17 protein-coding genes and 4 tRNA genes are annotated in these 24,883 nt (G+C 45.0%); 3 read left to right on the top strand and 18 right to left on the bottom strand.

Annotated elements, in window-relative coordinates; translation table 11 throughout:
- The first annotated feature begins 601 nt into the window (after nt 1-601).
- Entirely contained in the window at nt 602-2,926 is a 2,325-nt protein-coding gene (locus KO512_RS14715) for a diguanylate cyclase (RefSeq protein ID WP_215953099.1), read from the top strand.
- 181 nt (nt 2,927-3,107) lie between these two features.
- Here KO512_RS14715 and KO512_RS14710 read toward each other — a convergent pair whose 3' ends face one another.
- The 7 genes from KO512_RS14710 to KO512_RS14680 form a co-directional block, all read right to left on the bottom strand.
- Nucleotides 3,108-5,030 carry a sensor histidine kinase gene (locus KO512_RS14710; RefSeq protein WP_215953098.1) on the bottom strand — a complete coding sequence of 641 codons (1,923 nt, stop codon included), beginning with the start codon at nt 5,028-5,030 and terminating at the stop codon, nt 3,108-3,110.
- Nucleotides 5,027-7,243 carry a GGDEF/EAL domain-containing response regulator gene (locus tag KO512_RS14705; RefSeq protein WP_215953097.1) on the bottom strand — a complete coding sequence of 739 codons (2,217 nt, stop codon included), beginning with the start codon at nt 7,241-7,243 and terminating at the stop codon, nt 5,027-5,029. Before KO512_RS14705 ends, KO512_RS14710 begins: the two co-directional genes overlap by 4 nt.
- A gap of 371 nt (nt 7,244-7,614) precedes the next feature.
- A complete protein-coding gene (locus KO512_RS20520; RefSeq protein WP_215953096.1) occupies nt 7,615-8,841 on the bottom strand; it encodes a tyrosine-type recombinase/integrase in 1,227 nt (408 codons plus the stop codon).
- A 1,340-nt stretch (nt 8,842-10,181) separates the two neighbouring features.
- Nucleotides 10,182-10,460 (bottom strand): hypothetical protein, encoded by a 279-nt coding sequence (locus tag KO512_RS14695; protein ID WP_215953095.1) that lies wholly within the window; start codon nt 10,458-10,460, stop codon nt 10,182-10,184.
- 82 nt (nt 10,461-10,542) lie between these two features.
- Nucleotides 10,543-11,208: a response regulator gene (locus KO512_RS14690; RefSeq protein ID WP_215953094.1), complete on the bottom strand. Its 666-nt coding sequence runs from the start codon at nt 11,206-11,208 to the stop codon at nt 10,543-10,545.
- 73 nt (nt 11,209-11,281) lie between these two features.
- Entirely contained in the window at nt 11,282-11,734 is a 453-nt protein-coding gene (locus tag KO512_RS14685) for a response regulator (protein WP_215953093.1), read from the bottom strand.
- Between the two features lie 20 nt (nt 11,735-11,754).
- Complete coding sequence (locus KO512_RS14680; protein ID WP_215953092.1) at nt 11,755-12,630, bottom strand: DNA-binding protein; 876 nt, start codon at nt 12,628-12,630, stop codon at nt 11,755-11,757.
- 225 nt (nt 12,631-12,855) lie between these two features.
- Here KO512_RS14680 and gap point away from each other — a divergent pair, with 225 nt between their 5' ends.
- Nucleotides 12,856-13,863 carry a type I glyceraldehyde-3-phosphate dehydrogenase gene (gene gap / locus KO512_RS14675; protein ID WP_215953091.1) on the top strand — a complete coding sequence of 336 codons (1,008 nt, stop codon included), beginning with the start codon at nt 12,856-12,858 and terminating at the stop codon, nt 13,861-13,863.
- Between the two features lie 255 nt (nt 13,864-14,118).
- On the opposite strand, the gene KO512_RS14670 is transcribed toward gap, so the two are convergent.
- The 11 genes from KO512_RS14670 to KO512_RS14620 form a co-directional block, all read right to left on the bottom strand.
- Nucleotides 14,119-14,194: transfer RNA gene (locus KO512_RS14670), tRNA-Gly, on the bottom strand.
- A gap of 46 nt (nt 14,195-14,240) precedes the next feature.
- Nucleotides 14,241-14,327 (bottom strand) — tRNA-Leu (locus KO512_RS14665).
- A gap of 443 nt (nt 14,328-14,770) precedes the next feature.
- Nucleotides 14,771-16,102 carry a hypothetical protein gene (locus tag KO512_RS14660; RefSeq protein ID WP_215953090.1) on the bottom strand — a complete coding sequence of 444 codons (1,332 nt, stop codon included), beginning with the start codon at nt 16,100-16,102 and terminating at the stop codon, nt 14,771-14,773.
- A gap of 2 nt (nt 16,103-16,104) precedes the next feature.
- Complete coding sequence (locus KO512_RS14655) at nt 16,105-16,665, bottom strand: hypothetical protein (RefSeq protein WP_215953089.1); 561 nt, start codon at nt 16,663-16,665, stop codon at nt 16,105-16,107.
- 70 nt (nt 16,666-16,735) lie between these two features.
- Nucleotides 16,736-17,239, bottom strand: a complete 504-nt coding sequence (locus KO512_RS14650) for a YbjN domain-containing protein (RefSeq protein WP_215953088.1) — start codon at nt 17,237-17,239, stop codon at nt 16,736-16,738.
- On the bottom strand, nt 17,239-19,989 hold the full coding sequence (locus KO512_RS14645; protein WP_215953087.1) for an AAA family ATPase: 2,751 nt from the start codon (nt 19,987-19,989) through the stop codon (nt 17,239-17,241). Before KO512_RS14645 ends, KO512_RS14650 begins: the two co-directional genes overlap by 1 nt.
- A 723-nt stretch (nt 19,990-20,712) precedes the next feature.
- Nucleotides 20,713-20,786: transfer RNA gene (locus KO512_RS14640), tRNA-Cys, on the bottom strand.
- A 41-nt stretch (nt 20,787-20,827) separates the two neighbouring features.
- Nucleotides 20,828-20,903: transfer RNA gene (locus tag KO512_RS14635), tRNA-Gly, on the bottom strand.
- 112 nt (nt 20,904-21,015) lie between these two features.
- The gene (gene pgsA / locus KO512_RS14630; protein ID WP_215953086.1) at nt 21,016-21,564 is read right to left on the bottom strand and encodes a CDP-diacylglycerol--glycerol-3-phosphate 3-phosphatidyltransferase; all 549 of its coding nucleotides are present in this window, start codon (nt 21,562-21,564) and stop codon (nt 21,016-21,018) included.
- 50 nt (nt 21,565-21,614) lie between these two features.
- A complete protein-coding gene (gene uvrC, locus KO512_RS14625; RefSeq protein WP_215953085.1) occupies nt 21,615-23,501 on the bottom strand; it encodes an excinuclease ABC subunit UvrC in 1,887 nt (628 codons plus the stop codon).
- Between the two features lie 25 nt (nt 23,502-23,526).
- A complete protein-coding gene (locus tag KO512_RS14620; RefSeq protein WP_215953084.1) occupies nt 23,527-23,841 on the bottom strand; it encodes an excinuclease ABC subunit C in 315 nt (104 codons plus the stop codon).
- A gap of 83 nt (nt 23,842-23,924) precedes the next feature.
- Here KO512_RS14620 and KO512_RS14615 point away from each other — a divergent pair, with 83 nt between their 5' ends.
- Nucleotides 23,925-24,875 (top strand): DUF1853 family protein, encoded by a 951-nt coding sequence (locus tag KO512_RS14615; RefSeq protein ID WP_215953083.1) that lies wholly within the window; start codon nt 23,925-23,927, stop codon nt 24,873-24,875.
- Nucleotides 24,876-24,883 lie beyond the last annotated feature (8 nt).

Genomic DNA, 24,883 nt, shown 5'->3' with positions numbered 1-24,883 from the left:
AGCGGCAGTTTTAACGCGATTTATAGGCAAAAAAAAACAAGGAAGTGATAGTGTCCATACCTAGCTTCCTCTTTCAGCAATCCATTTCCTTGTAACCGATGCGTCCTGCAATCCCCCTGGCTACTCTGCTGAGCTCTGCAATCAAATCCCTGACTGCCCTGAACATGTGCGCAATAATAGAAACAAAAGGTAATATTGTCTCTAGGATAAATTCCTATTTTTGTTTTTTTATATTCATCAGCATTGACTGCAAATACTAACATTTGCAGCAGAAATATCTCTGTATCCACAAAATAGGATATATATCTAGTCGCCGGAAACGCTGAAAAATAATAGCTAGAAAGGCAATAAATCCATCAGATCAAATATTTTATTCATTTAATAATAGAGAGTTAACTTGATTTTTTCGGCTCTATTTATAACGTTCTGTAAAAGCTGATGGGCACATTAGGTAAAAACACAAAAATGAACATATTTTCGTGATTGACCTCCTTTATCTAGGTGCATAAGCTTGGAGTAAGTCAGATGCATGAAACACTAATCGCTGCTGACTCATCCGCTACAAAATGTCTGCCAGGATGGTTTCAATGAGATGTCATCAATGAACAGAATTTCGGCTACCGGCTCCATCAATACTTACCGCATCGAAGAGTTAATCGATATCCCCAGCTTTGCCGAAATTCTGGAAGGCTACTATCAAGCGACGGGCATACCCAATAGCTTAATGGCGCCGACAGGGGAGACATTGGCAAAGGCGGGCTGGACTGATGCCTGTCGCTATTTTCACCGCACGAATGAAGCTAGCAGTCGATGCTGTAACGCACGTTATCACAGCCTACTTGAACAAGCTAAGCAACAACTGAGCTATTCCCTCTATAAAAATGGTCTGTATGACTATGCCATTCCCATCATTATCAAAGATCAACCGATTGCAATTCTTTATATGGGCCAGCTGTTAAATGAAGCGCCAGATCTAAAGCGTTTTGAACAACAAGCTAAAGCTTATGGCTTCGATAAAGACACCTATATCGCCGCGATTCAGAAAATTCCGGTAATATCGAAAGAGCGAGTTAAAAAACAGCTTAAGCATATGGCCCAAGTGACCACCGCGCTAGCGAACAGCACCCTCAGTAGTATGAGAGAGCAAAACCTTCAACAGGCGCTCAAACAGTGTAAAGAGCAGCGCATTGAAATAACGGATCTGCTGGACAACTCCCCAATCGGTATCAGTTGGTGCGATGCACAGGGCTCGATCGAATATGTGAATCACACTTTCGTGCGTATGCTTGGATATACCTTAGAGGACCTGCCTAACACGAAAGTTTGGCATGAAAAAGCGTATCCTGACTCTGAATATCGCCGAAAGTATGAGTCAAGTTGGAAACAATGGTTTCAAGAACAAGCAGATAATAGCTGTGGCTGCAGTAGCCTCTATACTGCAGAAAGTACTGTTCATTGTAAGGATGGCAGTACTAAACGTATCTCATCACAGGTATCGCTGGTCAACAATAAACACCTTTATAACTGCACCGATATCACCGAAAAATGGCGTAGTGAACAGCGAAGCATCACCCAAAATAAAATGTTACGACGGGTGACTAAAGGTGAAGAACTTAATGACATAATGTATCAGTTGATCACCGATATCGAATCTGACGCTCCGGATACTCTTTGCAGTGTTCTGCTATTAGATACTGAAGGAAAACACCTGTTAAGCTGCGCCGCCCCAAACCTGCCGAGTTTCTATAGTGATGCAATTCATGGTATTGAAATAGGCGAGGGCGTCGGCTCCTGCGGTACCGCTGCTTTTTTCGGCAGGCGCATTATTGTCGAAGATATCAGTACTCACTGGTATTGGACACCCTATCGCGAGCTGGCCGCGAGTGCAGGTCTTGGCTCCTGTTGGTCTGAGCCGATTATTTCCTCTAACGGTAAAGTGCTCGGCAGCTTTGCGATCTACCATAGAACCCCTAGCACACCGAATGGCGATGATATTGAGCGCATATCCTTTGCCGCTAATCTAGCCGCGCTGGCCATTGAAAATATTCATAATCATGAGGAGTTAAGCCGACGAGAGCTCGCTTATCGCAGTTTGGCGGAAAACGCCCCGGATGCTATTGCCCGTTATGATCATGATGACAAGTTGATCTATACCAACCCCAACTTCGACGCACTTTTCACCTTTGCCTATATACCAAACGCGGATAACAGCTTTCTTGAAAACTACCACTCAGTCATCCGCGATGTCATTAGTAACGGCACTCCTCAACAAGTGGAAATTAAGATTCCCACCGGCTCTGGTCAACGTTATTTAATGTTTAGTATTGTGGCTGAGGAGCATGATACCGGAACTGGGGCACTCGCTATTGGGCGGGATGTAACGCTACACCATGAGATGGAGAAAAAACTTGAAAAACAGGCCCGCTTTGATTTCTTGACCCAACTAATCAACCGGCGTTATTTCTTCGAGTTGGCGAACCGCGAACTGACTATTGCCAGCCGTTATAATAATCAACTGTCATTGATCATGTTCGATTTGGATCATTTCAAACAGGTCAACGATACCTATGGACACGCTATCGGTGATCTCGTGCTGCAGAAAATTGCCGATATCAGTCAAAATACCCTTCGCGAAACTGACATTCTTTCCCGTTTAGGCGGAGAAGAGTTTGTCGTATTACTCATGCAAGCCAATGCAGAGGCAGCAGGACAGACAGCCGAACGATTACGCCTAGCGATAGAATCACTATCTATCGCGCTGGACAGCAAAATAACGATTTCAGTGACTGCATCCTTTGGCGTAACAACAGTCAATTTCGAATCAGGTCACAATAGTAGCCAAACTATCAATCACATCATTTCAGAGGCAGATGGTGCGATGTACCGTGCTAAACAGAAAGGCCGCAACCGAATAGAGTTTTCCTGAGTAGGCTGAGTTGAATATGACTCTTCAATAACCAACTCAAATCAGTAGCTAGGACGTTATGTAGGGAGCCTCTCATTGATATTGTTAGTAGGAGCATCTTCAGCCGCGAAGAGCCTGATTAGGGCTGTATCGCCCCTAGAAGGGACTCCTACTAATAATCCAGCACGGATTATGACGAAGACTACGTCGTCGCTTCTATTTGTTGCGGCAGTTCGATAACGAAGCGGGTGCCGCCAACGTCAGGGTATTCAACATTAATCCGGCCATGCATTAAATCCGTCACCCATTGATGCACTAGGTGTAACCCTAATCCGGTATGACCCAAACCACGACCGCTGGTGACGAAGGGATCAAACAAACTATCCCTTAACTCTGGGGCGACCCCATTACCATTATCCGTCACGGTGATAACGACCCAACCATTCGTAAGTTTGGCATCTAAGAGTATTTCACCACTTTGCATGTCTGCAGTGCCGTAGGTTAGCGCGTTAATAATGAGGTTTTGTAAAATCTGAGAAACGATACCAGGATAGCCACGCAGAGTGATTTCAGTTTCAACATGGTTAATTATTCGGGTATTGGATTCTTTAATTTTAGGGGTGAGAGTGCAGAATAGATCGTTAACAACTTGAGTAAGGTTGAACGTCAGAATCTCTTCATTCGCACGATCCAGCGCCAATCGCTTAAAGCTCTTAACTAGACCGGCAGCCCGTTTCAAGTTGGTATCGACCAGCTTTAACCCTTCATCGGTGTTGGTTAGATAGTTATCGAGCGCTTGGCGGCTCAGGCCTTCATTGACCGACTGTTTCAACGAGTCATGCCCGCTTTGTAAACTTGAGTTAGCAATAACGGCACCGCCGATCGGCGTATTAAGCTCATGCGCAACCCCAGCAACCATCATTCCCAATGACGATAATTTACGGGTTTCGACTAGCTCGTTTTGTAATAACTGCTGGCGTGATAATGAATTGTCTAACTCGTCATTTAGTAGCTTAAGTTCATGTTTTTCATACTCCAGTGTTTGGGTCAAATCATGCAGGCTATTTTGCATACTGAAATCACGCAACAATATACGACCGCCAACAAGAAGAATAAACAATCCGAGTAATAGGGAAGGTTGAAGCGCCGCCGATTGGATATCATCCACCGTATCGCCTGGGGTACAGACCACCATATAAATGTTTTCAGCCACCTCAGGCGAATCGTTAGTGGAGAGGGTGATTCGCCGGGAACTATATAGCTCACCGTTGTAGGGTTGGAGGATGATGCTCTTCTCATCACTAATACGTGACCAGAGCAGTGGATCTGTTAGTTTAAGACTATTGTTGGGCTGGCCTAGCAGTGCGCCCCATTCAAGATCGGCATTGGGGTGTTCTAACCAGTTCCCCCAAGCGTCCACCAACATAATCTCAGCATGTTCGGTACTCAATGCTCTAATTTGCGCGATCAGCTTTGATAGATCGTAATTAATCAGTAATACGCCGGACTGCAATCCATCCGCTTCGCTAGTTTGAAAACCAATGCGTACCACAGGCTGGAAAGGCTTGACGATTTGGCCGTTTTCTATATTTAAGTCTATCGGAGAGATATAGATGTCAGGCGGGAGCACCTGCATGGCGTTCTGGAAGTAATATCGATCGCTCTTATCCTGTAACGCATTGGCTGGCACGACTTCAGTTTTGCCATCATTGATATTGACTCTGACACGTTCATAACCTTGGTTATCGAGCCAGCGGACCTGTAATAGATGATCAACCGCTCGACCAAACTGATTGAAAACTGTCGCAATGCGGTCGATGTCGGCGGAGGGCCTGGATAAACCATCTAATACATCCCTATCGGTAGAGAGCAACCGCAAAATATTACGTATATCACCTAGTTCACGGTTAATATCAATAACAGCAAGGGTGATCTGCTCTTCATGCTGTTCTCGAAGCGCCGTGATGCGTTCCTCTTTGATATTGTTGTATAGCATCACGGCGCAGAGTAGTGTAAAAATGATCAATGCGGCGGCAAAGGTCAGACGTTTACGATTAAACCGTTTCAGCCATATCTGAACATCACCCGCTTGGGCTGTGTCAACGGTTGAGGCCGATCTGCTCATAGGTTCGACTGTGACCTTAGCCATTCAAGGGCCTCATTGACCGGCATCGGATGGGCAAATAGATATCCTTGGGCGATCTGACACCCTCGACTCAACAAGTGCTGCCGTTGAATTTCCGTTTCAACACCTTCGGCTACAATAGCAAAACCAAACTGCTCACCTAGTTGAACCACCATTTCAACTAGGTGGTCGCCGGCACTATTTTCACCTAGGTGGTCAATAAAGCTTTTATCAATTTTCAAAGTGGTTGCAGCAAGATTGGCCACATGAGCAAGAGACGAGTAGCCAGTGCCAAAATCATCAATACTGACGCCAATACCTCGATCAGAAAACTGCTTAAGAATCGGGTTAATAAACTCATAATTTAGCATGGTGCTCGATTCAGTCACTTCGATATCAAGCAGGCGGCCATCAAGACCACTCTCGACAATCATTTTGAGTAAAGCATCGACATAATCTTTCTGGTTTAAATCGGTACAGCTCGCATTGAAGGATATTGGCAAGTTAAAACCCGCTTGCTGTAATAGGGTGGCTGCCGCGATGGTTTGCTTGGCGGCTTCGAGATCAAGATGACTAATCAGACCTGCGGTTTCAGCGAGAGGAATAAAACGATCCGGAGGGATAACCTGACCATCCGACTTACGCCAGCGCAGCAAGGCTTCGAAACCTGCCACCTTACCACTGTCCATATGTACCTTTGGCTGCAACATAATGAAAAACTCATGGTGGTCAATTGCATTATGAAGATCCATTAACAGGTGGTGGCTGGCCAAAATTGAGCCTAATATATCTGGCTCATAGTTAATCACCCGCAGGCCCTTAAGGTGCGCCATATTAACGGTCGATTCAGAGAGTTGTAGAATCTGCTCTGCCTTCAGCTCCGTCAGCATACTGAGGTCGATGCGAGCGGCCGTTAAGGTTAATCGATGGATGGTATTATTTAGAGTCAATCGTTGGTCAATCATGTCGAGTAAATGGGCTTCACTCAAGGCTTTATCTTTACCCAGTAGCGTAGCAAAGGTGCAGTCGCCGGTCCGGGCAATCGCATTATGAGGGTAGAGCGTGTAAATGTTGCGGAGCAGGGCAGCTAAAATATCTTCACAGTAACGCTCACCAAAGGTCACCATCATGCCTGTAAAGTCGTTAATAACGACGACTACCAGTTCACTTTGCTGCTTATCCTCTTGAGTCATAATGGATAACTCACGTAACAGCCAATTACGGTTATAGGATTTCAACACCTGATCACGATAAGCAAGATCTGTTAAACGGTTCACCAACGCTACTGCAGTAAAGCCACTGTTGATATTTTCACAGAAGACTTGCAGCAGATTTATATGACGGTCGGTGAGTTTGTTACTGGTACGCACCAACAACATATAATGCGTCGTGTCGACTTTTGGTGTATCGAAATGCAGTACGGTGAAATGCTCATCGAATAGATGGCGGCGCTCGGCAGAAGCGATAGTAAATGCTGGGTGATATTCTTCAAGTTTAAGCTCGCCAAGGCTTTTATATTTTCGATCAGATACATTAAAGCTACCACTGACAGCGAGGATTCGGGCGTCAGGAGAGAATTGGTCACCCTGATAAGAGAAGCAAACAATGCCGCCTTGCTGGATCCCAATGATATGGCCGATTTCATTGAGGACAGTTTCTGTGAAACTGGTTAAGTTTTGCTTATTACTGATGCTGCGTGCTGCATCAACCAGCATCTGTAAGCCTTGCTTAGCCTCAATGAGTTCTGAAAGATAGCGCCACGTACGGATATGACTGCTGACGACGGTATGCAGCGTATCCCGTACTAGATCAGATTTATTCCAGTATTCATCGATATCGTACTGAGCCATCACTTCATTACGGGGTGCCATCCCTGGCTGCCCAGTCACGAGAATAATACGTACCGTTGAATTACCCAGTACATCTCGAATAGTTCCAGCCAGTCTTAGGCCCGCATCATCGTCCTCCATGACCACATCAAGGAGGATGACGCAGATATCATTGTTATGAGAAATAACTTGCGCGGCTTCACTGATTGAGTTTGCGGTTAGCATCTCAACTGGACGGCCATAAACGATCAAATCTTTTAAGCTATAAATCAGAGAGGCTTGGTAGGTAGTATCATCCTCAACACTGAGCACCTTCCACGGTGAAACGGACATTTCACTGACACTTGAATCTTCAGAAAAATGGAATAATTCTAGTTCTGACATAAAGAATCCTTTGCTCTAGTCAAGGCATGCTTTGATAGTATTAAATGAATATCATTATTTGGCAATCGAAACTTGGGCAAAGGATAGTATTATTAATGTTTGTTTTTGTTGAAAAAACAACGATAGGCCGCACATAAAGCAGGCCTTAAAAAGGTGCTGTTCTGCATAAAACGTTGAGGCAGATCCCTAGAGGACGATAGTTACAAGCCCTTTTTTCGTTATTAAAAATGCTCGGGGTAGCTAGCCTTAGGAGAATAACAAGCACCCCAACGCAAAATCATTAATTTACAGCCAATAAATTCAACTCATAACTTTAATAGATCAATATAATCAAATGATTATAAAGATTAATAAAGTAAATTATTTGACTATCAAACCCCTTGGTCTTTGGCGCTCGATGCCCGTTCCATATTGTCAGAATCAACATACAGTTCATCGGTAGTTCTGATACTTCCATGACCTAGGTCGGCTTGAACATGTGCAAGATTACGACCGGCAGCGACTTCCATTGACGCGCCAGTGTGTCTTAACCAATGGGTGGTAGCGGCACGGAGCTCTGAGGCTTCAACATCAAAGCCATCCTGAATAAGGGCATGGCAGCCTTCTTGCAGCGCCCATTCAACAATATTGCGCAGTTGACGACTGCCAATGCCACGGTTTTTAACGCGGGACTCAATGACCGGTTCAGCAGAGTCTTTAGAGGGAAGGGGACTCAGGCCTCGATGGAGGCGATATCGTTGCAAAAACTGAATATACTCATTAGAAATTGAAACATCCCGCTCTTTGGAACCTTTACCGTAGGTACGAAACCACCAGTTACCCTCATGATCCCGGTGAAAGTGGGACATCACCGGCAACCAGTTAGGCCGTTCAGAAAGCTCTGAAATCCGTAGTTTAAGTGATTTAAGGGTGGCCACCACAAACAGTGTTCTTTCATGTTCGGCGTCAGCATCAGCCATCGATTTAGCGGCACTGAGCAGGTATTCCCACTGCAATTCGGATAAGCGACGAGCGGTGTTGATACCGGTTTCTTGACGTAGATAGGGGCAGTTTTTCTTCACAATTGGAATATGGTTGCCAGGCGCATAATCCTCAGCCATAAGATAGTTAAATAGCACGCTAAGGTTAGAGAACAAACCCTGCCAAGATTTAGTATTAAGCCTGCCCATACCGGCCCCCACAAGACGAAATGGCCGCCAGTTAGGGTTAGGTTGGCGCTGACCATTATTGCTCAAGAAGCGCTTTTCGATATGTTTTGATTGCCATAGAGGGTCGGGCTTGGCGACAAAATCCATGTATTCTTCCAAATCACGACGACGCAATGTGGCAATGGATCGCTTTTTGATTAACCAAGCCCAAAGGAGAAGCCGTTCAGCATCACCTCGGAATTTATCGTAGGTATCCCGACTTTTTTTGCTATAGCTACAGAGGAAGTCTTTGGTATAACGATAATCATCTAAGGCATCATCAACAGCAACATTTAGCACGAAGTCCTCAACCGCAGGCGATTGATCAGGAAACGTGGCATTACGAGGGATCTGATTAAAGTGCTTAGCTGAATCAAATAAGGGTAAGCCGGGAAAGTTTTTGTTCGACACAGACTTTAAACCTCAATCACCGATACGGGATAAAGGCTGTATTATAAAGATTAGACGCTCTCATTACCAGTAGTGTCTACTACTGGAAGTAGGATCAAGAGCATTAATAACGGTGTTTCAGCTCTTAAGCCCAGCACCTTATTCTAAGGATATTTAGATAAACGATAGCCATCACTGTCGACTGCTTATCTCAACAGCAACTTGATTAGATCGGCATTAGCTTAGCCATTAAAGTTTCAAAGGTGCTCATTCAGTGAACCCGAATATCACCAATCAATGTCTCTACGATTGAGGTTCGTTATTTACCCTGCGATGACTGATAGATTTTTGGACGACAAACTTATCCAAGTATCCAAGTTTATCAGTAGGATGATTGGCTGCTAAAACGTGAAGACTATTCGAGACTGATTTTAAGGACAGCATTTGAGAGTTAAGTAATAAGCACATCGTTTCAGGTTCTGTTTACATTGACAGAATGCCTCCCGAAAGCACTAAGTGAAGTTGGTCCGATTTAGGCAATAGTTTCTCAACCAGATTGAATTACCCCTAAACGGGCAGATTAGTTTGGTGACCGTAAGGCTTAGAAAAATACAAATTGTTACGTTGAGTCACCGGAAGAAAACACACCTGTCGGGTAGTCATCTGCTGACGGAATAGTGAGGTTAAAATATGACGTGCGCTGAGTTACATGAAACCACGTATTACCCACAAAAAAAGATTTAGCGGGCCTCTCCGCACGATGCGTTTTGGCATCAGTACAAGACAAGAATGCCATCAGCATACACTCAAACAATTCAAACGGATTTAACCGAGTTATAACGATCCACTCGGCGGGCGACAACGATACAGATGACTACCCATAACTTAGATTACGTTAAATAGAGCAAAGCGCTGAGGAAGCAGCATGACCCGCTCAGGCAGAACCATAAATAATTATCCTATTTAACATAATATACATTATACGAAGTTATATATTTATAAAGATAACCGCTATTTCGGCATTATAAAGACTGCTATTACTCACTTCGCTATAGCTTGGTTAAAGAGAAAAACAGTAAGAATTAGCGTGCGCTACGTGAAAAATTTGAGGTTATTGGCACTAACTGCCGCCAAACATCGCTCTACGCACACATGCTCAACCTTGCTTTAATGGTTCACAGAATTCAAACAGCGACGAATGTAAAAACAGGCATTATGATGCCGGCCTGCTCTGCTAATTTGATAGCCTTAGGTGTGGTTATTAGAGGTAATAATTCGGTGTTAATACGATAGAAATACGCTTTGATGCCGGTCTTTGAGCGTTCACTAAAAGAACGCTTTCGAGTAGATTAACGAGAAATTCAAGAGATTAAAACAGGCTGTGCTGGACACTCATAACTACAGACTAGGTATGGTGAAACAGCAACCAGTTCTTGAGTTTGGTATGACTGAACAATGAGCTCTTGAGCCCCACAAGTTTTGTCCGTTTTAGCAAGCACCTGATATGGCACACCTCGGCAAAGCAGCCGCCGATCATCACTATAAAAATCGGCATCAAGGTAGATTTCATCTCCGACGTTTATTTCCCGCCAGAGAAAATCAGCTTCGAGTATCAGCTCAGATTGATCCTGACTATACATAGATTGGGCCTCAGATAAGCATGCATGAAAAGCTAGATTGACCCCAAAGCCAACCTATAATTCACGGCCCGAAATAGATTATTCAGGCTTCTACAATCTTATGACGAATAGCCAGATGTACAAGCTCAGAATTGTTATTGATACCCAGTTTGCGCAGAATATTGGCGCGATGGGCATGTACCGTTTTAGGACTAAGAAACATATCTTCGGCAACCTGAGCGGCAGAGTGCCCTTGAGCCAAGCAGGAAAAAACCTGAAATTCACGTTTCGTGAGTTTGGCAAAAGGCGAGCAGGAATCGCCGCCTCCGGGTGTAATCATCTCTCGAATGCTTTCAGCGTAGTAAGTATGCCCTTCTGACACCATATGAACAGCTTTTATAAGCTCGTCAGGCGCGCAACGCTTAGTCAGGTAGCCAGAGGCGCCGGCTTGAACAACATGGGCTGGAAACGGCTCACTCTCCATGACCGTCAACACCAAGACACGGGCTTCAGGATCTTTTGCACGAATAACGCGGATCGCTTCGAGTCCACCATAACCCTGCGCACTACCGCTTTCAGAGCTGTCGGTAGGCATCGACAGATCCATAATCACCACATCGGGCCGGACAGAGAGATATTTTTCGACCGCTTCTTGGCCGCTGCTCGCCTCAGCGATGATATCGATCTGGCTATCATTATCCAATAAACGCTGGAACCCTGCTCTTACAACAGGATGATCATCAACCAATAATACCGTGATAGCGCTCATGTATAGCCTGAATCCATTTGATTATCATGTGCAGTAATTATACCCATCAAAGCGACAGAGTGTAGCGATTAGGTCAACTGTTATCGTTTTCAACCATACTATCGGCACCGCAATAAACACCATGGGTATCGATATCAAGGGCTACAGCCGGCGAAACATCATCAGAACGCACCACAACAGGCATGGCAACGAGTTCATCGCTATAGCCGACGAGCTTAATGCCCTCCTTCTTACAATGCATCAATACCTTCTCCAACGCTCGGATAACGGCGGCTTGGCGGGTGCTTAAATGGCGATCGCTGGGCTGATCATCAGAGGGCTTTTTGCTGGTCACCTGGCGAATGGCATAACCCTGTTCATCTACTAATTGCAGGGTAATCCCCGCCAATTTTTCTTTGACCAAGACGACCTTGCCCAGGTTAAAAACAACCTCGTCCGTGCAGCAAACAGAACCGTCGGGGTCGCAGCTTTTGATCCCTTCCAGAATCTCTCCGTAGGCGGAGCCTTTATCCAGATATGTGTCCATAATCCCTATAATTCAACTAATTATGACTTTAACTTAAAGTTTTCTAGCAAGGAATGAAGCCGTTCAACTTCACTCTCTTTTTCTTTTAACCGAGCTTCGAGCAGCGGCTCAAGACGACTAGACGTGGAGCGCTGCTCAAGTTCCTGATAGCGCAAATCTTGTTGGCTGATTACCTGCTCCAACTGGTGTTTCTCTTTAATACTGCTGCGCTCAACATCAAATAGAGACTCTCTGAGCTGACGATTTTCATCTTGCAACGTTTGCAGGTGCTTTTCCAGCCGAGAAGACTCTCCCTCAAGGTACTGATTTTTATGTTGATACTCCAGCAATTCCTGCTGGTGATTGCCATCACCACAACGTTCCATCCGATCTAGAGTAATCTCATACTCTTTAATTTGACGCTTTAGATCACGATTTTCCGCTTCAAGACGCATCTCTCTTTCGTCCTGCTCCAGCTGTTTTTTCTGCAGCTGTGCAATATACGCAAGGTTTTGCTGATTTTCAGCCATTAGTTTATCAGATAGGTCCTGCAAGCGACGTAGATCATCTCGGTGGGCCGTATTTTGCCCTTCGAGTGAGGATTCTAGCTCGAGATAGTGCTGTTCTAATTGTTGTCGTTGATCTGACAACTGATGTTCGGCATAGGCCAGTGCTTGCTGCCATAGGGTGTTAGCGCTATTAAATACGGGTTCAGGTATCTCTGGACGGGCGTTTTGCTCTAACAGTCTTTTTCCTAACCCCTGCCACCAATCATTTAACGCCTTATTGATGGTAGTAAGACTACCTGAGCCTAGCTCATTGCGTACCATCTGCTGCGTTGGCTTGCGCCCCTCAGCCAGTAAGTTATCAGCGATTTCAAATACTTTTTCATAGGTTTTAGGCTGTGTTGTCAGCATTATCTCAGGCCACATTGATATTAAAAATACACAATACATATTGGATACTAATCTTATATCAGTTGCATCAATGCGACCAGTTAAATCCCCTGCTATTTTATAGACCCCATCGACCCACCACCTCAAAATAAGAGGTCTCTGCGCAGTTTAATTTTTACCAGACTTTGCTTTATTGCATTATCGTTTTATGCTGAAACTAAAGTCATGCAACACAAGGAGCACCTCATGCCTATCAGAGTCGCGATAAATGGTTATGGACGCATAGGTCGCAATATTCTTCGCGCCCTTTACGAGTCAGGTAAAAATAGCCAGATTAAAATTATTGCTATTAACGATCTCGGCGACAGCAAAGTTAACGCACATCTAACTGAGTTCGATAGCGTACATGGACACTTCAATCATCCTGTCAGCGCCGAAGGTGATTTAATGAGAGTGGCTGGGGATGACATTAAAATTATCAGTGAAGCGGATCCTCACGCCCTACCGTGGGCTGAACTGAATATTGATATCGTTTATGAATGTACCGGTCACTTTACCAGCAGAGAAACTGCGTCGGTCCATCTAGATCAGGGCGCTAAGCGCGTTTTAGTATCGGCCCCTGCCAAAAATGCCGACGCCACGATTGTCTACGGCGTTAACCACGGCATTCTCAAACCTGAGCACAAGGTCATATCCAACGCTTCATGCACCACCAACTGCCTCGCCCCTGTCGCCAAAACGTTGAACGATAATATCGGCATTACTGAAGGTATTATGACGACGATTCACGCCTACACAAACGATCAACACCTGCTGGATGTTTATAGCAATGATATCTATCGCGCACGGGCTGCGGGTCTATCGATGATCCCTACCCGTACCGGCGCTGCTGAAGCGGTTGGCATTGTAATGCCTGAACTGAAAGGCAAATTGACAGGACTCGCCGTGCGTGTGCCGACAGCAAACGTATCACTGGTGGATCTCTGCTTTAGGCCTGGCCGCAAAACCTCGGTAGAAGAGATTAACCAACTAATGCGAGAAGCATCCCAAGGTAGCCTAAAAAATATACTCGAATATAATGAGCTTCCACTGGTGTCGGTGGATTTCAATCACCATTCAGCGTCGTCTATTTTTGATAGTAATCAAACCCATGTAATGGACGGTCTGGTAAAGGTTTTTGCTTGGTATGATAACGAATGGGGTTTTTCAAACCGAATGCTGGATACCACACTCGAAATTTTTCGCGATCAATAACAACATAGACTCTCGTGCGATCACTCAGACACATGCATAGGTGGTCGCCGCACTCTCTTTAGTAACCATTAACGTTGATCGCTTAGCGTTTAGATTTTTTTGAATCGATAACCGTAGCAAGGTATTGAGGATAAATGACTAACAAAGGATGAGGAAAATATAGAAATGCTTAATGCTCTAAGCTATGCAGCTGGACATAAAGAACTATGAGATAGATTTAGCAAAGAAGAGATGCAGAAGAATAACAAGTGAAACTGGAGCGGAATATCGGGCTCGAACCGACGACCTGAACCTTGGCAAGGTTCCGCTCTACCAACTGAGCTAATTCCGCTTCACTTTTTTTACTCTAATCATTCATCCATTGAATGATCATTAAATGGTGCCCGGAGCCGGACTTGAACCGGCACGACCTTTCAGTCGGGAGATTTTAAGTCTCCTATGTCTACCGATTCCATCATCCGGGCAAAACATAAAGACTCAGCTGTAATTTAACTGACTCTGTCTAAGTTGAGACCTGCTTCAAATCCCTTTCAGCTCAACAACTTGAGGGCTATTATCCGAATATAAACATTAAATGCAAGCCCTATCTGCCAATATTTTTACAACTATTAGAGTCGGTTAAATCGAATAGCAAAATGACGTTATTGACTACAGGACTAACCACCCACTTCCAAGCAACTGAATCGAAACAAATTTAACAACAGAAGCGACTCAAATCCCTCTGAGCATTGTGCGCTGCTCGCTTCATACGACGGCACAAAAATCCACTCTACTCAAGCGCTCGCTAGATGCTCGACTTGCTAATGATCAACAATCATTCAGCATCTAAGCGATCTTAAAAAACCGCAAGAATTTAAAAAGTCACCGGTTATGGTTCAAAATAGCTCTCACCTTTGTCCAACGGTTGCTACACCTTGGCGCTATCGTAACGATCATCTTCAGAAGCGGTATTCAATAATTCATACTTAATACCCAGCAAAGGAATCTCATCGTCTGGACCGTAGGTAGCAAGAACCGCCTCAATCGTCTTGCGTGTGCTACGAATGCGAGGCGAATAGTGGGATAGCTGAATATTCTTGGATAACATTGAAAACAGTTTTTTACTGTCATCGCCAAGGCTTTCATATGAGTCTTCCGCCGCTTTATAGAGGTCGCTTTCACTGGCTTCGTCAGAGGCCCCATAAAGAATTTGCTCTGTTTCAGCATAGCGGTGAGAGAATGCGTATTTAATCTGCTGTGAGCTAGGTAGGTTATTAATCAGATCAACCAAAAACAGCGCTCCCGTATTAAAATACAAGCACTTACCTGATTGATTCGGTGTGGTGTGCGTCATTAAAAAATAACCCGCCAAGAGCACTTCAGGGCTCCAGCGTCCTAGGTCAGCACCCACGCTTTCCTTCAGCTCATTAAGCTCTGAAATGTAAAAGCAGAAAGGCAATAATGGATGAACCTTCTCATTCGAGCCGGTTAAAGAGTTGCTGACCTCCTGAAGATCCAGCCGCTCCATAACAGCATTTTTAGCATCCGCTAACCAATTTTCACTGCTCCCCGCGCCGATAAATTGGCCTTTAAAATATCCGTGCTCATAGGCGTCTAAAAGCAGTATCTTCTTTCCCGGCGCTTGCACTGAAATATTCCACGATTCATTCACCGATGAATATTTGAATGCCAAATCAATAGAGTCTACAAGCTGTTGAATATGCTGCTTTATATCGGTGTGCAGCTTTTCTAATACATCGGTAATACCGTTTTTATTGGTGGCTAAAATCTCTTGGATGTAACTGGCTTTATGCTGATCATCAATGAAGTTGATCACCGAATATTTAGCCGCCGTTTCGCGCTTAAGAAAGGAATAAAAGCCCTCTTCAAACCGGTTAGAAGCGGACACTAAACTATTCGCAGATTGCGTGATCGCATAATAGCTATCGATCAGTTGTTCGTGCAAACCCTCGTAATAGGTATGCAGTTCTTGCGATTGCTGACGAGCAGAGATATCGGCAGTACGCGAAGCGATCGCAATCGCTACATAGGCCCCCGCAAATGCGATAGGTAAGCCTATAATCAGGTTCAGAGAGTCTGCAACCGCCGACCACTGATCAAAATGCATCAACGCTAACATATCAGCAGGACTGATCCACCACAGTGTCACCGCAAACAGAATCACAGAGACAAACAGGAGAAAAATAATGCCTAATTTAAAATCACGAAACTCACGATTTTTTCTAGGAGCACGAGCCATTTCTATTTTATCCCCTGATTGCGCCGCTTAATCTCAACTAGCAACTCTAGCTGCTGATCGGAATTCATTTTTGATATTTCGTGGCTTAAATCAGATTTGTAATCAAGCAGCGGTAACCGCCCCTCTTCGACAGCGGCTCTGACATCCTGATCATTGGTATCAATTAACGTGATTAAGGCTTTAACCACACGGATAACCTGCTGCTTTGTGAGCGAAGCATCTTCTAGCGGGAAATCAACAATCATTCTGATTTCGCCGTCTCGATGATCATAATCATAAAAACAGAGCTTCTTCTCGAAGGATTTACGAACAGCCACTTCAAAAAAAGCCTTGCGATTATTCCGATCAACGCAATTATAAAGCTTGGGGACGATAAACTTAATTAACTCACCGTTCTCCTGCACTGAAAACAGAACGGTAGCGTAGTGGTCGCCATCTTTATCCTTATATACCTTGGTTGGAAAACCAGAATAGATATACCCACCACTGTCACTAGGCTTAGACTTATATTTCCAACCAATATCATCTAAAAGCGCTTCCAGTTGTTTAAAAGACGTTGCCACACCTATCCCCTATGAACATATAAAAATAAGGCCAAACACACGGGTTTGACCTAGGTAAACAATCGTCAAATTAAATGCCGGTATTGCCATCTAGAGCAGCCAATTGAGCGAGTAGCTCTTGGCGCTTAAGTTCTTTAGGATCGATCTCAGCCTCGACACCTAGCACCTGCTTCATTTCAGGAATTATTTCACAACTTTTGGTGATCGTATTGAGCATACGTGCGAACTGCTTAAGCGTTAAATCGCCGTCCTCTATACCAAAACCAATGCTGATGTGGTGATCATGATCACTCGGGTCGTATTCCCACGCCCCCAGTTTTGTCTGATAGTTTCTATAGAGCATCCAGCTGAGTAGCGCTGCTCTATTTTCGTCATTAGCCTCTTTGACTAGATCGTCTAGATGCTGGACGGTACGAATTTGCAAGAATTCGCCATCTTCCATTAGGCGGATGACAATCATGACTTGCCCATTCTCATCCTTCGCACCGGTCAGCAGTGTATCCTCATCTTTCTGCTGATAATTAAAATCCAACTCATCCAAATACTGCTCAAGCTTATTTAACGTAATTGCCATTAAAAATTCTCCATTAATTTACAAAATTTCATCTGATCTAAAACTTCTTCATCTAAAACGGCTTCAGCGACGGCTTCAATTTTAGGCCAGTGTTGCGACACTAATTCGTGGGTTTTGGCCGTTGCTTCATCTATCCAGCAAGCCATTCTTTCATCAACTTTATTTTGATAAGAGGGATGATCTGTATAACCTCTCATCGCTTCAATATTCAGGTTATACAGACTGTCATCCATACCCCAGCAACCAATGGCCAGCCAGGCATAATGCATCGCTTGCTTAAGGTCTCCCGCAGCGCCGCTATCCAGCCCTTGCTCAGCAAACTGCTTCAACTGTGCCGCTCGTCCGGCCAAAGCAACGCAAGACATATTAAATAGAAAGGATCGGGTGTAGTCGTGGCTTTGCTCGTTATCATAGGAAACCATGCCGAGAAAATCTGCACGCGCAACCACGGTAATCTGCTCAATACGCCGCTCCGGCAGCAAAATATGTGAAATCACAGCATGTGCCGCCTCGTGATAAGCGGTCTCTTCAAGATGTTGACGACTATCTTCTAAGTTTAACGGCTGACCATACTTAAGCGTATTAATCTGTTCTAAGAGACATTGCTGATCAACCCGCTCCATCCCCTCACGCAAGGCAAACAGAACACTTTCACGAGATACTTTTTGCAGGTCTGCACCACTAAAGCCCGCGGTCAGCAATAGCACCTGATCAATATCAATATTGGAATCAAACATCTCTTTTTCCAACATCTTACCAATAAACCAGCTACGTGCGTCTTTATCTAACTGTGGCACCTCATAGTGTAGATCGATACGACCGGAGCGTAATATCGCCGAGTCAATCAGCTCCTTTCGATTGGTTGCAGCAATAATAAATACGTCATCATCATTACCACTAAAACCATCAATCTCAACAAGCATACGATTCACTAGTGCATCGGCTTGGGGGCCTGCGGCTCCTCGTTTCGGCAATGCATCAATTTCATCAATAAAAATAACGGATGGAGCATATTCTCGCGCTCTAGCAAATAGCTTGCGAATAAAGTCTTCATTAAGCAGGTCATTACCCGAACAGGAGAGAAAAGGTAAATCCGCTTGATGGGCAAAGGCTTTAGCCAGCAGGGTTTTGCCCGTACCCGGCACACCATAGAGCAGCATACCTTTAGGCGGCTGCACCCCCTGCTGAGATAGATACTCACGCTCTTTAAGCAAATGTATAACCTCATTCAGGCGGGCTTTAATCTTGTGATGGCCAGCGATCTGCTCAAAGGAAATATCAGGTAGGTCAACCTGAATGCCTGACGCATCGCTAAAGTCATCCTCGTTTGCCAACTTTTCGATGCGAGCATTAGTATATTGCAAAGACAACACGCCATCGCTTTCATGGATCTCAAAATCAAAGAATACCCGCTGATGCTTAGTGACCAACAGGTTCGGTAACTTGATAAAATCCAACTCAGCAAGAAAAGTCTCCGCGCTTTCGCTCAAGGAGATCATGACACGCTCTACATTGACATCTGGGTGTTGCAGCAAATAATCAGTGATAGGGTCAAATGCAAGATCTCCTATGCGTGATTTCATCTCACGGGTATCAAACCTTGGCGCAAATCTCAGCACCAATAACGGCACTAACGTTTCTAACGATTGAAATTGCACCGCCAATCCGAGCTTGCTTTCAAAAGACTGACTATCATCAATCAGCAGCTGCGTTGCAATCTTAGATAAACCCGTGAGCGATAGCTTCTTAAACAGCACAACACTGCCCTGGGCTAACCGAGATAGCAGCTCAGGGGGAATCGCGGCAACCGTATTACCATTCTCAACTTTTGTTTCTTTACGAATCACCTGAAGTAGCGTCTCTCGCGCTTGATGAGGATTGTTTTCTGTTTGGCTGGTAAAGGTGCGATTACTGTAGAGGCTGCTACCCAAATTAGAGGTGAAAATAATGATGGTCTCCCTGAAATCCACCTCTTCACCGCTATATTCATCCTTTAGGTATCCGGCTGACAGCATTCTTAAGAGTGATGTTTGCACCCGAGTATGGGACTTCTCTACTTCATCAAAGATAATGATCGACTTTGGATTGTCTTTTACAAACTGAGTCAGCTGACCTTCCCCTGCACTTTCAAACCCTTTGCGCAGGCCGACAAGGGCAAATCCCTCTTTTTCAGAGTTCAGCTGGGTCATATCAAACGACTTAACTTTATAGCCCTGAAGTCCCAACCCCAGAATTTCCGCCATGTAGGTCTTACCGGTTGCAGGCGGACCTAAGAATGAAAAAATAGCCCTAGGACGATTCGCTTTCTCGGCCCATGACATTTTCATCACGGCGTCACTCACCGCTTCTACCGCTTCGTCCTGATCAAATATCTGACTAGTCAGCAGCTCATTCATCTCAGCCAAGCTGGCGACAACGGATTTATAGAGTCCCTTGCGAATATTGAAATACAGCTCCGATACATTAGATTCGAAAGAGATCCCTAGCGTTTTTAGTTCAGCAATCAGTGCTTGAACCTCTGGCGCATAAGAAACCCGCTCTTTAGATGCTATTTGCTCGAGCAGTTCAGATGAAAACAGTTCAGATTTTTCGTGAGACGTTGAAACATCAACGAGCTCGCACACCTTGGTGAAAGCGGCACTATCCGCTGCTTTTAACGCCGTCAATGACTGCTGGATATGGGAAATATTAATCCATGAAGCGCTTTCTTGAAGGGCAAAGACTTTTGCGCCTAATAAGATCTTTCGCATGTTGTATTATCCTAATGACGAATGATGCAATCCGATTCTTGATCACACTCTGTCGCCCAAAACGTTACACAAGCACCGCTATGGCACAGCGATAACTAGAAATCGATTCATCTATCACGGCTACTGGCAGTAAAAGCATTCTGGGTGCATTTATAACGCAGCCCAACTAAAGCCAAGCATTAGGTAATACAATGAGTTAAAACCGAGACACAGGAAAACAGCTCTACACTCTCAGTTCTACATTAATTTTATTCATGTGAAGAATGTTATCAAAATTATGGGGGCTTTACCTACTAACTTTGCCTCGAAGATTGATTCACATTCGATATATTGAGGGACTAGATAAGCGGAGGTCTAACACAGAACTTTAGCTGTCTATTTTTTGTTCAATTTAAAGGCATTTGCCATCTTTAGACGTTAAGACGAACCACCAATAAATCAATACAACGCAGCACTAAAAAATTGAGTACAAAAAACGATTAAGACGTGATGAGCAAATAAAACAGGCGCAATGTTATGACTGACCGGCTGAATATCGAAAATCCAGTGCTGCAAAATAACAGATCAAGCAGCAAGTGATACCTGGGGCAAAAACTCCGAACGATTACCACGTGGCTGAGCACCCTTTCGTTTGTGTTCGAAAGTCATCTGCGGAGTTATTCTGAAGGTAAATTTTAGGCATAAAAAAAGCCACCTAAGTGACTGTTTTAGTAAGTATTTAAATGGAGGCGCGGGTCGGAATCGAACCGGCGTTCACGGAGTTGCAGTCCGCTGCATGACCACTCTGCCACCGCGCCTAAGGTAATTACTTACCATCCAATCTTGCGTTACCGCAAAATGGAGCGGAATATCGGGCTCGAACCGACGACCTGAACCTTGGCAAGGTTCCGCTCTACCAACTGAGCTAATTCCGCGTGCTTCCTAAGAAGTGGTGCGTATTATAGACAGCTCTCCTTTTATGTCAACAACTTTTCAGTAGTAAAAAAGTGCAATCAGATTAACAAGTTAGATCTGTATAACGATTGATCAGATATCTTCTGTCAGATCCGGCCATGCCGCCTTTAGATAGATATACATAGACCACAGGGTTAGCACCGAGGCCAGATAAAGCGCACCGATACCGATCCATGACAACATCGTATAAGGCGCAAAGCCCAGCATAATCATGATTGACAGCATTTGCAGTGCCGTTTTTAACTTGCCGATATAAGAGACCGCTATGTTCGCTCGCTTACCTAACTCTGCCATCCATTCACGCAATGCAGAAATCACAATCTCCCGACTAATAATCACAATGGCCGGTGCAGTAATCCAAAAAACCGAATAAGTATCCACCAATAATACCAGCGCAGTAGCCACCATCAGTTTATCGGCAACGGGATCAAGAAAAGCGCCGAAGGGTGATGCCTGGTCTAGTTTTCGCGCCAAATAACCATCAAACCAATCGGTTACCGCCGCAAACGCAAACACAAAGGCCGCTGCCATCGGTCCCCAGGCATAAGGCAGGTAATAAATTAAAACAAATACTGGGATCAGAACAATGCGCAACAGTGTCAGGATATTGGGTATTTTCATCGATGTTCAACTTTCCTGTTCAACGTGGCTGTGTGTAAATAGTGCGACCATTAGGGGTCGTGATGTAGCGAAGCATATATATCTTCTGCAATTTTGCGGCTTATAGTAGAGACTTTTCCAATTTCTTCAATACTTGCCGTCTCAATAGACTGAACACTGCCAAAATGCTTTAACAACTCACGCCGCCGTTTGGGGCCAACGCCGGGAATTCCCTCAAGGGATGATTTACGGCGGGCTTTACCACGACGTGCTCGGTGTCCGGTAATCGCAAAGCGGTGTGACTCATCTCGAATATACTGTATCAGATGCAGGGCCGGTGAGTCAGCCCGCAAAGCGATCTCGACTCCCGTCTCTCCCATAATCAAGGTTTCCAGCCCCGCCTTACGATCACTACCTTTGGCTACTCCGACAATCAATACTTCTTCGATCTGCAGCTCGGCTAGCACCTCCACTGCCTGAGTCACCTGCCCTTTACCACCATCAATCCAGAGAATGTCAGGCAGTTTGCCTTCGCCTTTTTTCAGCCGGGTATAGCGTCGGGTTAATGCTTGATGCATAGCAGCGTAATCATCACCGCCGGTGATACCCTCGATATTAAAATGGCGATAATCCGATTTCAGTGGGCCGTTGCGATCAAATACGACGCAGGAAGCCACCGTTGCTTCACCCGAACTATGGCTAATATCAAAACATTCCATGCGCTGCGGAATCGAATCCAACTGCAGCGCTTCCTGTAACGCCAGATAGCGATTGTAGATACTCTGTTTACTGGCCAAGTGACTCTGCAAATTTTGCTCGGCATTGGTTTGCGCCAATTTTTGCCAAGCGGCCTTATCAGAGCGCACGCGATGCACCAAAGTGACTTTACGTCCACTGCGCTCACCTAACGCATCTTCTAATACTTCCCGATCCGCGGGTTCCTCTAAGGTCACTAATACCGGTGGAATCTCTCGCCCTCCGGCTAGATACCATTGCGCGATAAAAGCGGACAGCAGCTCTGTAGTGGTCTCTTCAATACCAAAACGAGGGTGATACACCTTACTGCCAATAATTCGCCCGCCTCGCACAAACAACATATGCATACAGACCGAACCGGACTGCTGAGCACACCCAATCACATCTGCATCGCCGGTTTGACCGCTCACATGCTGCTGCTCTTGTACTTGCTGCAGGCTGGATATCTGATCTCGGTAGATCGCCGCCTCTTCAAACTTGAGTGCACTGGATGCTGTCTCCATTTGAGAAGCTAATTCATCCATAATGTGGCTATTTTTGCCTTCCAGAAACATCATTGCATGACGAATATCGGTCTGATATGCCTCCGGTGTAGGAATGCCAACACAGGGTGCACTGCAACGCTTGATTTGATATTGCAGACAGGGGCGCGAACGATTTTTAAAGAAACTCTCTTCGCACTGACGAATACGAAACACCCTTTGCATAATTGCCAAGCTATCACGAACCGCACCGCTACTGGGGAAAGGCCCAAAATAGCGGCCTTTTTGCCGTTTGGCACCGCGATGAAAGCGCACCGCAGGGTATTCTTGGCCAGTAGAAACGAAGATATATGGATAGGACTTATCGTCCCGCAATAGAATATTATAGGGCGGACGATTCGTCTTGATTAGATTTTGTTCGAGCAGTAAAGCCTCGGTTTCACTATTGGTCACCGTAACCTGAATATCCGCAATACGGCTAACTAACGCCTGCGTTTTGGTATTCAGGCCAGTTGGCCGAAAATAGCTACTGACACGATTTTTAAGGTTCTTGGCTTTGCCGACATAGAGAATCTCACCCGCACGATTAAACATCTGATAGATGCCTGGCCGTCGCGTCAAACGGGAGAGAAACCCCTTGCTATCAAAAGAGTCATCATCGCGCTGTTCCGGCTGCTTATTTAGCTCCGCCAGCGAGTCATTATCAGGGGTATCATTCATGCGGCTATTCTAACTGTCCGCCCTTCTACTCCTCAAGAAGATTCAATAACTTATTAGCATCCATATGATAATGGGTCGCTTCTCGATGGATCTCTTCGAGTTGCTGGCGGGTTGCATCTGAGATGCCCGCACCGCGAGACAAACTGACTTCCAGATAAACACTGATCTCGGCATAATAATAGAGCCGCGCATTAAAGCTTTGCGCCCGTTTAAGTTTAGAAAGAGAGATCATAGCGCCATTGAGCATAATGGTGTTGATATCAGAGTCGCTCATCAGGGGATGACGATCTTGTTCTGCTGCTAAATTATTCAAATCAACCGCGCGTTTATTTGCTGCCATGAGACATCCTGAAAAAAGTGGAGTAGAGTTAATGATATCTTATTACTTTATGAGCTTTTCACTTTAATGTGAATATTTGAGCTATGAACCTATCTTTAAGTTGTCATCCTGATCACCTTTCTGAATCAGATCCCCTGCAATCACGTTTATCCTATCAACATGAGATCATTCGAGATCTGCACTGGTTAATCTACAGTCCCTCGTTAATGACACTGCCTGATGACCAGTCATCGGATTGGTTATTTAATCAATCAGCTATTCATGAACGCCTGCAAAAACTCGATGAAAATCCTCAACCACTGATTAACGCATTACGCCAACAAGCCAAGTTTCGACTCGGCTACTACTTTGAAGATTTGATTAGAATGTACATTCAATCATTTATTCAACCCATTGATCTTAAGTGCAATATACAAGTTTCAAGAGATAAAACAACGGTAGGAGAATATGACTTTTTAATGGCCCTTAAAGAGGGCATGAAAATTCATCTTGAAGCCGCGGTAAAGTTTTATCTATGCACCTCACAAGACCCTGAGAACTGTGCTTTAGAGGACTTTATTGGCCCCAATCGTTCAGATCGGCTCGACAAAAAATGGCAACGACTCACCGACCATCAGATGCGCCTATCGCATACCGATGCAGGGAAAGACCGCGCCACCTCCCTAGGATTACTCCCAGAAAAACATTCGCTTCTCTTACGAGGTTATCTGTTTTATCCCTTTGCCCACTGGCTGGATTATCACCCCCCTGCCCCTATTAGTGCTGATCATTTAAAAGGGTGGTGGGTTCGAGGCGCTGACGTTGAGTCGCTGGGGTCGGAATATCAGTATGTCATGCTGATGAAGCCTCGCTGGCTAGCATTAGCGCTGTGCGGCTTTCAGGAAACACTCTCCTGCTCTGAACTCATTGAGAGAACCGATGATATCACTACCCCGAAACTGATCGCTCGGCTACAGTTTGATTCTAACGAGGGGCTTTGGCGTGAAATGGATAGAGGCTTTATAGTGCCGGATAGCTGGAATCTTAAGCGCTAATAGCCGCT

Source organism: Amphritea atlantica, from assembly GCF_018860855.1.
GTDB lineage: Bacteria > Pseudomonadota > Gammaproteobacteria > Pseudomonadales > Balneatricaceae > Amphritea > Amphritea atlantica_A.
Note: the sequence above shows the minus strand (reverse complement) of the source record. Positions and strands in the feature narration are given on the sequence as shown.